Genomic DNA, 13,032 nt, shown 5'->3' on the forward strand with positions numbered 1-13,032 from the left:
TCTTTCCAGTTATATTTTATTATCCTAATTTAATATACTTTAAGATAAGTTAAGTAACTTTTGACTTGATGATTCTGTTTCAAAAATCATAAAATGAAGGGTTTTGGAAAAGATTGTTATCTTTTCCAAAACCCTTCATTATGTTCATAAACTATTTTTTCAATCTCAAAAGTGCCCTAACTTTAGAAATCAGTATCAGAAGCGCGTTTGATAGGGCAAGTTCATTCAAAATATTTACTGCCTGTCTGATTTAACAAATACATGTACCAAACGGTTGATGGTCATCTTTAAGTTCTACGGAATCCATAAGAACCCCACCGGTTTAACAAATTCGACGGACTTAACATCTGGGACCTCCGTTTGTACACGCTGCTTAATCTCATTATCTGAAATTAATGTACGAACAGCATATTGAAAATCACCATTTTTTTGTGACACTAGTTGCCAATTGCCAAGATCCTTAACCAAATCCATATTGAGATTTTTATCAGAACTGGTAATCGTCACAAACTTAATGTCTAATACAGAACCGGAAAAATTCTTAGTAAGTAATCTGTATTTTTCATCAATTCGTTTATAGTATCCGGACGCTTTCAAAATAAAGGTTAACCCAACTAGCCAAATTAAAAATAGAACCCAAAATACAGGATTACTTAACAAGGCTCCTAACACACCAATACTGCTTTGACTAGCCGCACCGCTAAATGTCAATATTAACATCATTACCATCAATAATAATACGCCCAGTATAGCCCAACTAAGTTGTAGTTTAACCATCTTTTCACGCATGTTGGTTGCAATCTTACTACTTAAAATTATGTCCTCTTTATTTTTACTATTTGCTTTTTCCTTGTCCGTAGTAAAATAGTATTGAACATTAATTGGTGGATTCTTAATTTGATATTCTTGAATCAAACGTATTCGCTCCGAATCGGAGTTATTCATATTTAGTGGGTAATTAGTATTAACATTCCTGGCATTCTCTTTTTTTTTAAAGCCATAGCTATATTTTCCAACATTGCTAAGCTCCCATCCTTGTCTGCTATAATCATTTAACCATCTTTCCTCTTCCTCTGAGCCTTTAAGAAGAAACTTAATCCGTTTCATAATATTTTCCCTCGTTTCTGTACCCTGTAATTCCATCAATATTTTGTGTATCTTCATAAAGAAATTTTGTGGTCTATTAATGCATTTTCAGAAAGCAAATCATCTAGACGGTCCGAAGTATTCTTTTTCAAAAGTACCAGTCTGACCAAGTACTTTAAAAATAGAAAGTCTGTATTATTTGGAAAGGCATCTTCAACGACATTACCAAATTTTATAGATGCTTAATTTCATTGCTCTATGCCACTTTCTTTACTACCACCATTAATTTCGGATTGTTCTTCAGTTATCAACCAAGTATGTAATTTGTCTAACTCCATCATAAAGTCGAAAATAATTTTTAGCAAGCGCTTACATCTGCATTGTAGAATCGCTTATAAAAAATGTCAATTCAAATATAGTTTATGTATTTGTTTGACAATGTTTTTAACATCTAAATACCGTTGCGTATTTGGCCAGTGATGTTTCCTTCTCCGCCAAATCAAGATTACAAATCTCCACAACTGTGCATCAATATAGTTATTGAAAGTTTTTGTATGAACCATCTCAGTGCGTTTAACCAAATATTGTTTGTGAGCAAACCCGTCTGATCCATCATCTTGACACAAAAAAATCATCAAAATAAGTCAAAAAGTTAGTAATGAATTTGAATTTTTGAAGTTGATGACAACGTTGTCGATTCATTGATGCCGAACCTGGACTTTATCAAGTGCATAAACGTTAAAGTACGGTTCTTTTATCTGTTGAATACTACCACGGTTGAGCTCATTATTAACAGTTTGTTTGTTAACACCAATTTCAGTGGCAATCTGACGAGAAGAATTGTCTGCAGAACATTATCCGACAATTTTGTAGTTATTTTTATAAGGTGGCAACTTGCTTATAAAATTTGCAATATTTTTCTTTACCTATTAAAACTTCATACTAGTTAAATAAACACTAAAATCGTAACGATAATATTTGAAAACGAGTGACACAAAATCGCCATTTTTAAATCCTTAGTGACATAATAAACGCTCGCATAAGCTATTCCGGAACAAACCAATTCGAGAGTACCAAATGAAAACGAATAGCCATGCATAAATGCAAAAACCACTGCCGTAAGTGTTATCTGGATAATTGGGGATAGGCCTTTTAAAATGCCGCCCTGCAGTATGCCTTGAAATAAAATCTCTTCAAGAATCGGTGAAACTAATATCAACGTCACGAGCAATATTGGGCTCAGGCTACTACGTAAGACCCAAGTTAAATCAGAATTTGCAGCTGAATCATCTGACCATATGGAAAAAAAGGATTGTCCAACTTGTGAGAGTCCGGCTAGAAGTATTGCTAGTCCAACATTTTTAAATGTTGCTGGCTTCTTCAAAATTGCGGATCCATTAACTTTTTGATATAAGTAAAACACTAACCCAAAAGAGATAGCTGAACTGACTAACAGCAAAATAAGATGCCCTATAAAGCTAAAATCATGCACACTCTCATTAGGCCAAAAGCTTTCTGCCAGTGTGGGTATCTGAATAATAATGAAAAGCACTAGAAAACAAAGAAAGTAAAAAAATTTTGAAGCTAATTTAAAAAAATACAAAATATTTATCCTTTCGTTAAAAACATAATAATTTCCGAGATTTTTTGCTAAATTTCTATTATTAGACTTGCCGCTTTAGACATCAGTTGCACAATTTTTCTTACTAAAGTTACACAAGACGAAGCACGAAAAAAATCGAACTCTGTCGTTTATCTCTTTTAAATCAAGCACACCTGATTTTTTGTGTTTGACACCCTAATTACCATGCTTTTCATTTCCACTAAATTATACCAATTTTACTATGCAGATTGTACACGCTAAGGTTATCGTACGATATTATTAGATTAACGTCGGTGTTGTAATCCTTTATGCCTTTAATCACTTAAATTCACTTAAAAAATAAGTAACAAGAACACACAGAAATCTGCCATCAAGAAATAGCGGATCACCCATTTTTGATGCTAATAAAAGACGTCCTTAAGGCTTCTTTTCTAAAAGGTTATTGAACTGCCTATTGATGTGCACCCTCTCAAAAGAAAACTGCCGAGTACTTTATTTAGGAATAGCAGGTATCAAAAACAGTCCATAATAAAAACTCCTTATGATAATCAAATAACATGTTTAGGTCACCTGATTATCACAAAGAGTTCTGCTTATACACTTACGCCCGATTTTGAACTTTCTCGAACATTTCAAAGATTCCAAAAAACTTATTTTTATCTCAAAAATTTCCGACCAATCATAACCATTTCAGCATTAGATTCAACCATGTCATCTTTATCCCACTCAACAATCATCTGGGTTAACCCGCCTGCTACAAACGCTATCCACATTTTGGAAGCTCGGTCACGAATTTTCAAAACGTCTTTGTCCACTAGATCAGTAATATAAAATTGAAGTTTATCTAAAATAATCCCCACTAAGTCAGCTTTGATTAAAATATTAACAGTGCCACGATGTCGCCGAATCACTGTAAAAAAGGCATCTAAAAAAGCTGTCATATCATGCGTATTCATAACTTGAAGGTAACTAAAAAACTCTTGGAACACTTCATCGAATTGATATTCCAAGATCTGTTGTTTTGATTTAAAACTCCGATAATAGGACATGCGCGAAACAGATGCTTGTTTACAAATATCGCTAACTGTCACTTCATCAACTGAGTGGGTCTTCATTAATTCAAATAAGGCCAGCACAATCTTTTGTTTGGTACTTGAACGCTTTGCCATGATTTCCCTCTTTACTTTACTCTTTCTAACATCATACCATTTTCAGAAAATTTACGTAATTCACACGTTTTATAGATCATCTAGTTTCCAAAACCAGATGATTAGTATATAATATCTAGTTGAACGGAGGACGACCTAATGAAACCAACTTTTAAATCAAAAAAAATCATCGACATCCGTCACTCACAGCTGCTTAATGAAATTTGGAGCGCCATTACCCATGGAATTGGATTTTTCTTGAGTATTGCCGGAACCATTTTATTGCTTATTAAGGCTATTGGACTTGGAAAACCACTAGATATAGTCGCCTATACTATCTATGGTCTTAGTCTTTTAGTTTTATTCTTCTCTTCTACTATGTTTCATAGCTTATATTTTACGAAAGCTAGTCACGTCTTCCAAATATTAGATCATGACAGCATTAATTTTTTAATTGCAGGAACCTACACACCTTATTGTCTCCTTGCCATTCGCGGCCGTCTAGGAATCAGTTTATGCATCGTCATTTGGTTTCTGGCAATCGCCGGAATTGTCTTTCAATTCTTTGCGGTTGGTAAGTTCAAAAAAATTGAAACCCTTATTTACGTGTTAATGGGCTGGCTTTGTCTAGTTGGCGCCAAACAACTCTATGCCAGTTTAGGTTTAATTGGCATTAGTTTGCTTGTTGCAGGCGGTGTCGCTTTTTCATTGGGTGGCCTGATTTACAACATCCCCCATGTAAAATATGTACACGTTTGGTGGCATATTCTGGTTTTAGTGGGCGCTTCATTAATGTATTTCTCCATTTTGCTGTATATTTAGAGTAACAACAAACACGGAGGCAGATATGAAACGACCAAACAATCAATTTATGCTCTTTCAGTATCTTTTAGGCTACGCAGTAATGGCCTATTTTCTCTATAAATTTGGGTTTCCGGTCTCATTGATCATAATTTTAGTTGTCGTCAGTTTGAGCTTAGCCGGTGGTTCGATGTATCTTTCTCGCCATTTCAGCTGGACAAATTTGGGTCTGATGCTTCTTCTCATTGCCATCGGAACTGCTATTTTATTCTTGATTTTCAGTCGTTACTATTAGCTTATAACTTCATAAAAGAAAGCGATTGCAAAGATTAGTAAGTGATGCTACACTGGTGCCAATAATACAGTTAACCCAAAGTAGGTTGTTTATGTTTGGATTGTAATTTTGAACGAACGCGATTGTGATGAATGCAGATCTTTTAATTGGTGTAGTAGGTATCTTAATTGGTTTGTTTCAATTTTACAATGTTTACAAAAGTTGGCAAACATTGCGTGTGAGCATGAATGGTCATACTTCTCTATTCATGCCATTTGCAATTTGGTACAGTGTATTCTTCGGATTAATTTTCATTGGCCTGGGTATTGCTGCATTGTTATAACGACTTTAAGTAATTGATTACTTAAACGCGTTAAAAAAGGAGGGCCCCCATTTTTGGTGACTCTCTTTTTAGTTTAATGGCCTAACAAGATACACTTCCGGACAAAAGCCCTTTAAACTATTTACAAGGTGCTGGGCGCGACTTTCCTTACGACAAATGCCAAAAACAGTTGGTCCTGTACCACTCATTTGCGCAACATCGGCACCATACCTTAGCATGCGGTCTTTTAATTGTAAAATCTGTGGGTGCATCTGCCCTGTTACTGGTTCAAGCACGTTTCCTGCATTTTTGCAGATTGCCGAAAAATCATTTTGTTTAATTGCTTCCAACATTCCGTCAATTTTTAAATGACCTAAGCTTTTATGATCAATCTTTCGTAAAATCTTAGGCGTTGAAACGCTCAGTTTAGGCTTTGCAATGACAAAATACATTGCCGGTAATTGCCGTAGCAACGCCACTTTTTCACCCTTACCATAAACATGGGCTGTTTGACTAAACACACAATAAGGCACGTCTGAATCAATTTGAAGGCCTAATTCAGCCAATTGAGCCTTTGGGATACCTAGGTTCCACAAATTATTCAATCCACGCAACACGGCAGCAGCATCCGAAGAACCACCACCCATCCCAGCAGCAACCGGGATATTTTTTTTGATTCGAATCTTTGCACCAGCCTGAACATGAAACTCTTGTTGTAATAGTTTTGCAGCTTGATACGCTAAATTACGGCTATCATTGGGCAAAAATCCCGTGTCTGTATGGACACTAATGGCGCGTTTACCAGGCTTGGTTTCAATCTTTACATAATCGGCAAGATCTACCGATGTCATCACCATATTCCATTCTTGAAGCCCATCCGAGTGATTATAGGGTGTGTCTAAGAACAAGTTCAGCTTGGCCGGGGCTTTTTCCGTTGTCTCCATGCAATCACCTAGTTTACTAATCCAGTATTTTATCACAATTATACTTAAAAACTGGGTAAAGTACCAGCTCTGGAGAAAAAGCTTCATAACTCTTATCCTAAACATCATTTTATGTGCAAAAATGATAAATTTAGGCAAAATAAAAAGACCTTTGCGGCCCGATTATTTTTATTCTCCGAATGCAATTTCGATGTTCTTCGTTAGAATATCGGTATAGCTATATGATACCCGCTCAAAAGAATTTTCGTCTTGATCTAAATCAACAACGAAAACAGCTGGATATGTCTTATGAAGAATTCCATGGCGTTTCGTAATCTTCTTACGACCTGCTTGGGCAACTACCATCATTTCTTCTCCAACCTTATTGTCTAGCTTCGACTTAATTGTGGCTAGTGTGTTTGGCATTGGCTTCACCTTCCCATGTGAAACATTGTAACATAGTTTCACAAAAAGTGCAAATTATACCACAACGTTTGATAGCCTGCAACCGGTTTTTTATAAAATTAGGATTACATAGCTTTTGCCTCAACTACGTGGGCATGCTAATATATATTCCGTTCACTAATTTTTCTGAGGACGGCTCAGCAAGTCAAAGGGCAGAACCTAAGTATGACTCCTGCGGGATTGCGATCCCGCCTCCGTCACATGCTGCTCCTTTTCCCTATTTTTTGAGGACGGCTCGACAAAACAAGAGGCAATATCTAAGTACGCCTACTGCGGGGCTTCCCCCGCTTACGGCGCACTTAGATATTGCCTCTTACCATTTTGTCTCGCCCACTAATCTAGTTCATTCGTCAACCTTACAAAATCATCAACCGTCAACCGCTCTGGTCTTACCCCCGGCTTAATATCCAATTTTTCTAAGACCGCCGTTAACCTAGCCTTTGTATCCTCTTCCTTACCATAAATTCCCATCAAGTTATTCCACAACGTTTTTCTTCGATGCGCAAAACATCCATGCACCGTCTTATAAAACGCATCTTTCGAATATGGCTGTACCTCTCTTGGCTCACGATGCGTCAACTTCACAATTGCCGAATCCACCTTTGGTCGCGGCATAAACGCTTCCTTTGGCACATCAAACTCAATATCCACATTCATATCCAACTGCACTGCTACACTCAATGAACCATACGGCTTTGTTCCTGGCACCGCATTAAGGCGATCCGCCACCTCTTTTTGCATCATAACCACAATCTGGTCCAATGGCAGTGGGCTTTGCAACAATCCCTTTAAAATTGGCGTTGTAATATAATATGGCAAATTAGCCACCACTTTTAAAGTATGTTTGCCATCCAAATTTTCTGCAACCACTTTTGGCAAATTAACCTTCAAAATATCTGCATTAATAATTGTGACATTTTTGTAAGGATCCAGTGTTTCGTCCAATACATCCAACAAGTTTTCATCAATCTCAAACGCCAACACGTGGTGAGCATGACGCGCCAACTGCTCCGTTAACGCTCCAATTCCGGGTCCCACTTCGATCACATCATCTTCCTCAGAAATATCGGCAGCTGCCACGATATCCTTCAAAATTTGTGGTCTAGTCAAAAAGTTTTGACCTAAACTCTTTTTAGCGTTTAAGCCGTAACGTTCCAAGATTGCCCGTGTCCGAACTGGATCTGCAATATCAATTTCTTGTGTCATTTCTTACTCCTTATTTTTGATCTAATTCATCCACTGCCGCTTGAAAAGCCTCACGACTCACCTGAAACAGTTGAAGTCTCTTTACTAACTGTTTTCCATTCACATAACCAATATTCAGAATTTCACACAACTCCATACGCCGCTGTTTGGCGTGGGTCCCTGCAATTAAGTCAGCGTCCAGTAAATCATCCCTGGTAATCTGCAATGGTGCATCAGCAGCCTCTGTATACACTTTACCTAGGGCTTCTCGAATAACTTCAGGGGTCGCATGTTCCACGCCTAAACTCCCCTTTTTACTGGGCACTGCATCCCTTCTCGCCAAAAACGCATGCTTTACATCCGGAACCTCAGCCGAAATGGTCTTGCGGATTTTTTCACCGGAAAAGTCGGGATCCGTAAACACAATAACACCGCGTTCTGCTTGTAAACGCCGAATTTGTTCAATCGTTTCTTCAGAAATTGCAGATCCTCGTGTCTCTAGGGTATCCGCGTTTACCGCTTTTTTTATCCGAACAGTATCATCTTTTCCTTCAACTACAATAACTTCTTTAATTTTTTTCATCATCGTCTATCCTATAAAATTGTTTGGCATTTTCATACGTTGCTTTGCCTGTGACATCAGGATCTTCATCCCGCAAACGGGCCAACGCTTCAACCACATAAAGTGTGTAGGCAGGCTCATTTTGTTTTCCTCTAAAAGGAATGGGGGCCAGATACGGGGCATCTGTTTCCGCCATAATCCGATCTGCCGGTGTTTCTTGCACAGATTTATGCACATCATGGGCAGAATTAAAACTTGCAACACCACTGTATGAGATATGCATCCCAAGTGCCAAAAATTTATCAAGCCACTCTGGTCCACCATTGAAGCTGTGCATCACACCACCAAAGTTTTCTACATGCGCATTTTTTAAAATCGCATACGTATCTTCAAAAGCATCCCGATTATGAATTGCAACCGGGATATGAACCTTACTTGCCAGCTCCAATTGTTCTTCAAATACCCGCCGTTGAATTTTTCGCGGCGATTTTGTTTCATAATAATCCAGGCCAATTTCACCCAAAGCAACCACTTTCGAGTCCTGTAATTGTGCTCGTAAAATTTCTGCTTGGTCTTCATGAAAATACTTAGAATCTTCTGGATGCCATCCAACTACGGCATAGATATCTTCATATTGGTGCGCAAGTTTAATTGCGGATGCATTAAATTCAGCATTTGAGCCCACCATTGCCATTTTTTGGATACCTAACTTATGAGCATGTTCAATATAAGCTTTCTCATGTCCCAAAAAAGCCGGATCATTCAAATGCGTATGTGAATCAAATAGTTGCATGTTTACCTCCAATTATCAAAAACCAACCCAAGACACCGCAAACTGTTCACTTGGTCTTAGATTGGTCTTTACATTATCATCATGTTTTACAAAATCAACTTATTCAACTCCAGAACCATTAACCAAACTATTTGGTACCTCAACAACTTGAATATGACCATCATGTTCAGCTGATAGCAACATTCCTTGACTAATTTCACCACGCATCTTACGAGGCTTGAGATTAGCCACAATCAAAACTTTTTTACCAACTAGAACGCTTGGATCTGGATAATATTCAGCAATCCCAGAAAGAATCTGGCGGTCACCTTTATCACCAGCGTCGAGTTTAAACTTCAAAAGTTTATCGGCACCTTCAACGTTATCCACAGATTTAATCTCAGCGACCTTAAGTTCTACTTTATCAAAAGCTTCAATACGGATTGGCTTTTTAGTGATATTAAGTTCTGCTGCATCGTCGGTTTGTGCTGCTTTTTTAGCTTCTTCCATGGCAGCACGGCCCTTCTTTTTATCAGTTTTGGTCATTTGTGCCTTGATGAATTCGACCTCTTCTTTAGCGTCCAAACGAGGAAAAATTGGGGTTCCTTTTGCGACAACTTTGGTACCCGCAGGAATTGTTCCAAATTTCAAGTCAGCTAAATCAACTGTTTGCGCAGTTAAACCTAGTTGATCCAAAATTTTCGTTGGTGCCTGTGTCAAAATTGGCTGCAATAAATGCGCCAACAAACGTAAACTTTCTGCCAAGTGGTTCATGACACTTGCCAATTTAGCTTGATCAGCAGCGTCATCACTTTTAGCCAGTACCCATGGTTGTGTTTCATCAATATATTTGTTGGAGCGGCTAACCAGTTTCCAAATTTCGGAAAGTGCATCTGAGAAATGAAGAGAATTCATTAATTCGCGGTAATTAGTAATGACAGTTGCCGCTGTGGTTTCTAAGCCTTTATCAAATTGAGTCACACCAGATTTAAAGGTTGGAACGACACCATCTTCATACTTATTAATCATTGCCACTGTCCGGTTTAATAGGTTACCGAGATCGTTAGCTAAATCATAATTAATTTTGTCGACAAAGTCTTCCGGTGTGAACACCCCATCATTTCCATAAGGCATAGCTTTCAATAAATAGTAACGAAGTGCATCTAGGCCGTAACGTTCAACCAAAGTTTCTGGATAAATAACGTTCCCCTTAGATTTGGACATTTTACCGTCTTTCATCAATAACCAGCCATGGCCGACAACGTGTTTTGGTAATTGTAAACCAAGGGCATGCAACATGATTGGCCAATAAATTGTGTGGAAACGCACAATCTCTTTACCGACCATATGCACGTCAGCAGGCCAATACTTATCAAAGTTACTTTGATCATCGCTGCCATAACCCAGTGCGGTAATATAGTTTGATAACGCATCAATCCAAACATAAACCACATGTTTAGGGTTGTTTTTAACTTTTACACCCCAGTTGAAAGTTGTTCGTGAAACAGCCAAATCTTCCAAACCGGGTTTGATAAAGTTATTAATCATTTCGTTCATCCGCGTTGCAGGTTGAATAAAGTCAGGATGATCTTTGTAGTATTGCAATAACCAGTCTGCATACTTACTCATTTTGAAGAAATAAGATTCTTCTTTAACTTTTTGAACTTCATGACCAGATGGCGCTTTTCCACCGATTACTTTACCATTTTCATCTCGATAAACTTCAGCCAATTGCGTTTCAGTGAAGTACTCTTCATCAGAAACTGAATACCAGCCTTCATATTCACCTAAATAAATATCGCCACTATCTTCCAATTTTTGGAAAATTTCTTGAACAGCCTTTTCATGATAGTCATCAGTTGTCCGAATAAATTTAGTGTTGGAAATATCCAAAAGTTTCCACAGCTTTTTTATACCTTCAGCCATCCCATCTACGTATGCTTTAGGGGTTGTGTTTAAGGCTTCAGCTTTTTGTTCGATTTTTAAACCATGTTCGTCAGTTCCTGTTAAGAAGAAAACATCTTTGCCTTCTAATCGTTGAAAACGGGCCTCAGCATCACAAGCAATCGTTGTGTACGAATTCCCGATATGAAGCTTTCCTGACGGATAATAAATTGGTGTCGTTATATAATATGTGGGTTTGTCTGCCATTGAAGATTTCCTTCCTAGTTCTAATAATTTTATATTTTAAATTAATAATTTAAAGTAGAATGTTTTAACTTTAAGTATATCACAAAGAATCGCCGCGCAAAGCGTGTTTCACACGTTTGATGGCGGACAATTGAATTTTATTTACTTCATTAAAAAAGACCTAGTTGCAATGGCCCCAATCCGTCAAAATTAATTCCTAATATTTCCTTTAATCTTAAAGCATTTCCAGCTGCATCTTTACCGCTGTTATTGTTAAAAATGATGCATACCTCTTCAGCTTGCGTTTCTAATTTTTTGACAAGTTTCGCAAAACTTTGTAGTTCTTCCTCAGAATACTTGTAGAGTGTCCGCTTTCCGCGCCAGTTAGGCCCTTTTTCAACCCAGCCTTTTGCATTTTGACCATGTAATCGTAAAACGGCCAAATTCTGATTTGTCACCGTATCTACCAAAGGCACGCCATTAGGGACTGAGCTGGGTTCATCAACCGAAACATGACTCATGCCTAGTTTCTTCAAATAAAGCATGGTTTCATCACGAACCGCCGGATCATACCAGCTAGAATTACGAAATTCTACAGCAATTGGCAAGTCACCCATCAAAACCCGTACATCACGCAAATAACGAATATTGTCTAATTGACAGTTGAAATATGGTGGAAATTGAAATAGGATCGTTTTTAGTTGATCACTCTTAACTAAAGGACGAATCATTTGCCGAAATTCGGTAAAAACTAATCGGTGCTCATCTGACAAATAGTCATCAACATCCGCGCCATCATGTAAAGTCATTAGTTTGTTAGCCTTTAAAATAAATTGAAACCCCTCTGGAACAGATTTTTGCCAATTTTCAACGGTCGATACTTTTGGCACGCCGTAAAAAGAAGTATCCACCTCAACTACTGGAAAGTAGCCGGCATATTCTGTTAATTCAACTTTTCGATCCTCATGATCGATGAGAGCAGGATGGTCTGTCCATGTTGTTAATCCAATCGTAATCAATTCTCTTTGCCTCAGTTTATCGATATTTTAAGCCTAGTCTATCACAGCTTCTATACGCAATCAGTAGTTAAATATTCTTGTCGCGTTTTATTTGGATTCCGGATACTAAAATAGTTGCCTCTTAATTCAAAGTAACTGGTTGAAGGCGAGAATTTTTGTTTGAAACTTTTCTTGGTTCACTTCTGGTAGTAATTTTAAATTTTTTATGTGTCTACTGGTTGAATACACATGACTGAAAGTGATTTTTCCACCCACTTGTATTAATTTTGCCATACTAAATTTAATACGCAATTATAGGTGTAAAAAAGGCCTTAACTACTGGAAATAGTTAAGGTCTTTGGTATGTCATTTTGTTGACGCCCTTCTCGCACATTCATTTATTACGTGTACTTTTAAAGCTAGCAAAAATTAGAATAGACTACTAATATATTTTTTTATAGCGAAACGTGTTGAAGAGAGCAGCTTCCTCCGCTTGCCAGTTCTTGCGGTCTGAACCTCGGCCACAAGAATGGTCAACGTACGGAACATAATTGGTTATTAGTGTTTGTGGCTAATGACCATTCCTGCGTGTGGAGTAGTGCCAGTTCTTGCGGTCCGAACCTCGGCCACAAGAATGGTCAACGTACGGAACATAATTGGTTATTAGTGTTTGTGGCTAATGACCATTCCTGCGTGTGGAGTAGTGCCAGTTCTTGCGGTCCGAACCTCGGCCACAAGAATGGTCAACGTACGGAACATAATT

General features: G+C 37.8%; 13 protein-coding genes. 3 read left to right on the forward strand and 10 right to left on the reverse strand.

Features of this window, described 5'->3' with window-relative positions:
• Positions 1 to 294: 294 nt before the first annotated feature.
• The 3 genes from AB3217_RS09935 to AB3217_RS09945 all read right to left on the reverse strand — a co-directional run bounded on the left by AB3217_RS09935 (position 295) and on the right by AB3217_RS09945 (position 3,858).
• Entirely contained in the window at positions 295 to 1,107 is an 813-nt protein-coding gene (locus AB3217_RS09935; RefSeq protein ID WP_367366066.1) for a hypothetical protein, read from the reverse strand.
• A 925-nt stretch (positions 1,108 to 2,032) separates the two neighbouring features.
• Complete coding sequence (locus AB3217_RS09940; protein ID WP_068806510.1) at positions 2,033 to 2,689, reverse strand: CPBP family intramembrane glutamic endopeptidase; 657 nt, start codon at positions 2,687 to 2,689, stop codon at positions 2,033 to 2,035.
• A 656-nt stretch (positions 2,690 to 3,345) separates the two neighbouring features.
• Entirely contained in the window at positions 3,346 to 3,858 is a 513-nt protein-coding gene (locus AB3217_RS09945) for a TetR/AcrR family transcriptional regulator (protein ID WP_057784977.1), read from the reverse strand.
• Positions 3,859 to 3,996: 138 nt separating this feature from the next.
• On the opposite strand from AB3217_RS09945, the gene AB3217_RS09950 reads away from it, so the two are divergent.
• From AB3217_RS09950 to AB3217_RS09960, 3 genes are all read left to right on the forward strand, one after another.
• Positions 3,997 to 4,659 carry a hemolysin III family protein gene (locus tag AB3217_RS09950; protein ID WP_057784976.1) on the forward strand — a complete coding sequence of 221 codons (663 nt, stop codon included), beginning with the start codon at positions 3,997 to 3,999 and terminating at the stop codon, positions 4,657 to 4,659.
• A gap of 25 nt (positions 4,660 to 4,684) precedes the next feature.
• Positions 4,685 to 4,933, forward strand: a complete 249-nt coding sequence (locus tag AB3217_RS09955) for a hypothetical protein (RefSeq protein ID WP_260267777.1) — start codon at positions 4,685 to 4,687, stop codon at positions 4,931 to 4,933.
• 127 nt (positions 4,934 to 5,060) lie between these two features.
• Positions 5,061 to 5,255, forward strand: coding sequence for a hypothetical protein (locus AB3217_RS09960; protein WP_057784974.1), 195 nt, complete (start codon positions 5,061 to 5,063; stop codon positions 5,253 to 5,255).
• A gap of 68 nt (positions 5,256 to 5,323) precedes the next feature.
• Here the strand turns inward: AB3217_RS09960 and ispE are convergent, their stop codons facing one another.
• The 7 genes from ispE to AB3217_RS09995 all read right to left on the reverse strand — a co-directional run bounded on the left by ispE (position 5,324) and on the right by AB3217_RS09995 (position 12,290).
• A complete protein-coding gene (gene ispE, locus AB3217_RS09965) occupies positions 5,324 to 6,178 on the reverse strand; it encodes a 4-(cytidine 5'-diphospho)-2-C-methyl-D-erythritol kinase (RefSeq protein WP_057784973.1) in 855 nt (284 codons plus the stop codon).
• Between the two features lie 168 nt (positions 6,179 to 6,346).
• Positions 6,347 to 6,583 carry a Veg family protein gene (locus AB3217_RS09970; protein WP_057784972.1) on the reverse strand — a complete coding sequence of 79 codons (237 nt, stop codon included), beginning with the start codon at positions 6,581 to 6,583 and terminating at the stop codon, positions 6,347 to 6,349.
• 372 nt (positions 6,584 to 6,955) lie between these two features.
• Entirely contained in the window at positions 6,956 to 7,828 is an 873-nt protein-coding gene (gene rsmA / locus AB3217_RS09975) for a 16S rRNA (adenine(1518)-N(6)/adenine(1519)-N(6))-dimethyltransferase RsmA (RefSeq protein ID WP_068806507.1), read from the reverse strand.
• A gap of 10 nt (positions 7,829 to 7,838) precedes the next feature.
• Positions 7,839 to 8,390, reverse strand: a complete 552-nt coding sequence (gene rnmV / locus AB3217_RS09980) for a ribonuclease M5 (RefSeq protein WP_057784970.1) — start codon at positions 8,388 to 8,390, stop codon at positions 7,839 to 7,841.
• On the reverse strand, positions 8,377 to 9,162 hold the full coding sequence (locus AB3217_RS09985) for a TatD family hydrolase (RefSeq protein ID WP_068806504.1): 786 nt from the start codon (positions 9,160 to 9,162) through the stop codon (positions 8,377 to 8,379). Before AB3217_RS09985 ends, rnmV begins: the two co-directional genes overlap by 14 nt.
• A 99-nt stretch (positions 9,163 to 9,261) precedes the next feature.
• Entirely contained in the window at positions 9,262 to 11,292 is a 2,031-nt protein-coding gene (gene metG / locus AB3217_RS09990; RefSeq protein ID WP_367366067.1) for a methionine--tRNA ligase, read from the reverse strand.
• Between the two features lie 149 nt (positions 11,293 to 11,441).
• Entirely contained in the window at positions 11,442 to 12,290 is an 849-nt protein-coding gene (locus tag AB3217_RS09995; protein ID WP_068806499.1) for a DUF72 domain-containing protein, read from the reverse strand.
• Between the last annotated feature and the right edge of the window lie 742 nt (positions 12,291 to 13,032).

It is taken from the genome of Pediococcus parvulus (assembly GCF_964063155.1).
GTDB lineage: Bacteria > Bacillota > Bacilli > Lactobacillales > Lactobacillaceae > Pediococcus > Pediococcus parvulus.

Coding starts and splice junctions, on each gene's coding strand:
- AB3217_RS09935 (WP_367366066.1), bottom strand. CDS start 1,107: ATGAAACGGATTAAGTTTCTTCTTAAAGGCTCAGAGGAAGAGGAAAGA.
- AB3217_RS09945 (WP_057784977.1), bottom strand. CDS start 3,858: ATGGCAAAGCGTTCAAGTACCAAACAAAAGATTGTGCTGGCCTTATTT.
- AB3217_RS09950 (WP_057784976.1), top strand. CDS start 3,997: ATGAAACCAACTTTTAAATCAAAAAAAATCATCGACATCCGTCACTCA.
- AB3217_RS09955 (WP_260267777.1), top strand. CDS start 4,685: ATGAAACGACCAAACAATCAATTTATGCTCTTTCAGTATCTTTTAGGC.
- AB3217_RS09960 (WP_057784974.1), top strand. CDS start 5,061: ATGAATGCAGATCTTTTAATTGGTGTAGTAGGTATCTTAATTGGTTTG.
- ispE (WP_057784973.1), bottom strand. CDS start 6,178: ATGGAGACAACGGAAAAAGCCCCGGCCAAGCTGAACTTGTTCTTAGAC.
- AB3217_RS09970 (WP_057784972.1), bottom strand. CDS start 6,583: ATGCCAAACACACTAGCCACAATTAAGTCGAAGCTAGACAATAAGGTT.
- rsmA (WP_068806507.1), bottom strand. CDS start 7,828: ATGACACAAGAAATTGATATTGCAGATCCAGTTCGGACACGGGCAATC.
- rnmV (WP_057784970.1), bottom strand. CDS start 8,390: ATGAAAAAAATTAAAGAAGTTATTGTAGTTGAAGGAAAAGATGATACT.
- AB3217_RS09985 (WP_068806504.1), bottom strand. CDS start 9,162: ATGCAACTATTTGATTCACATACGCATTTGAATGATCCGGCTTTTTTG.
- metG (WP_367366067.1), bottom strand. CDS start 11,292: ATGGCAGACAAACCCACATATTATATAACGACACCAATTTATTATCCG.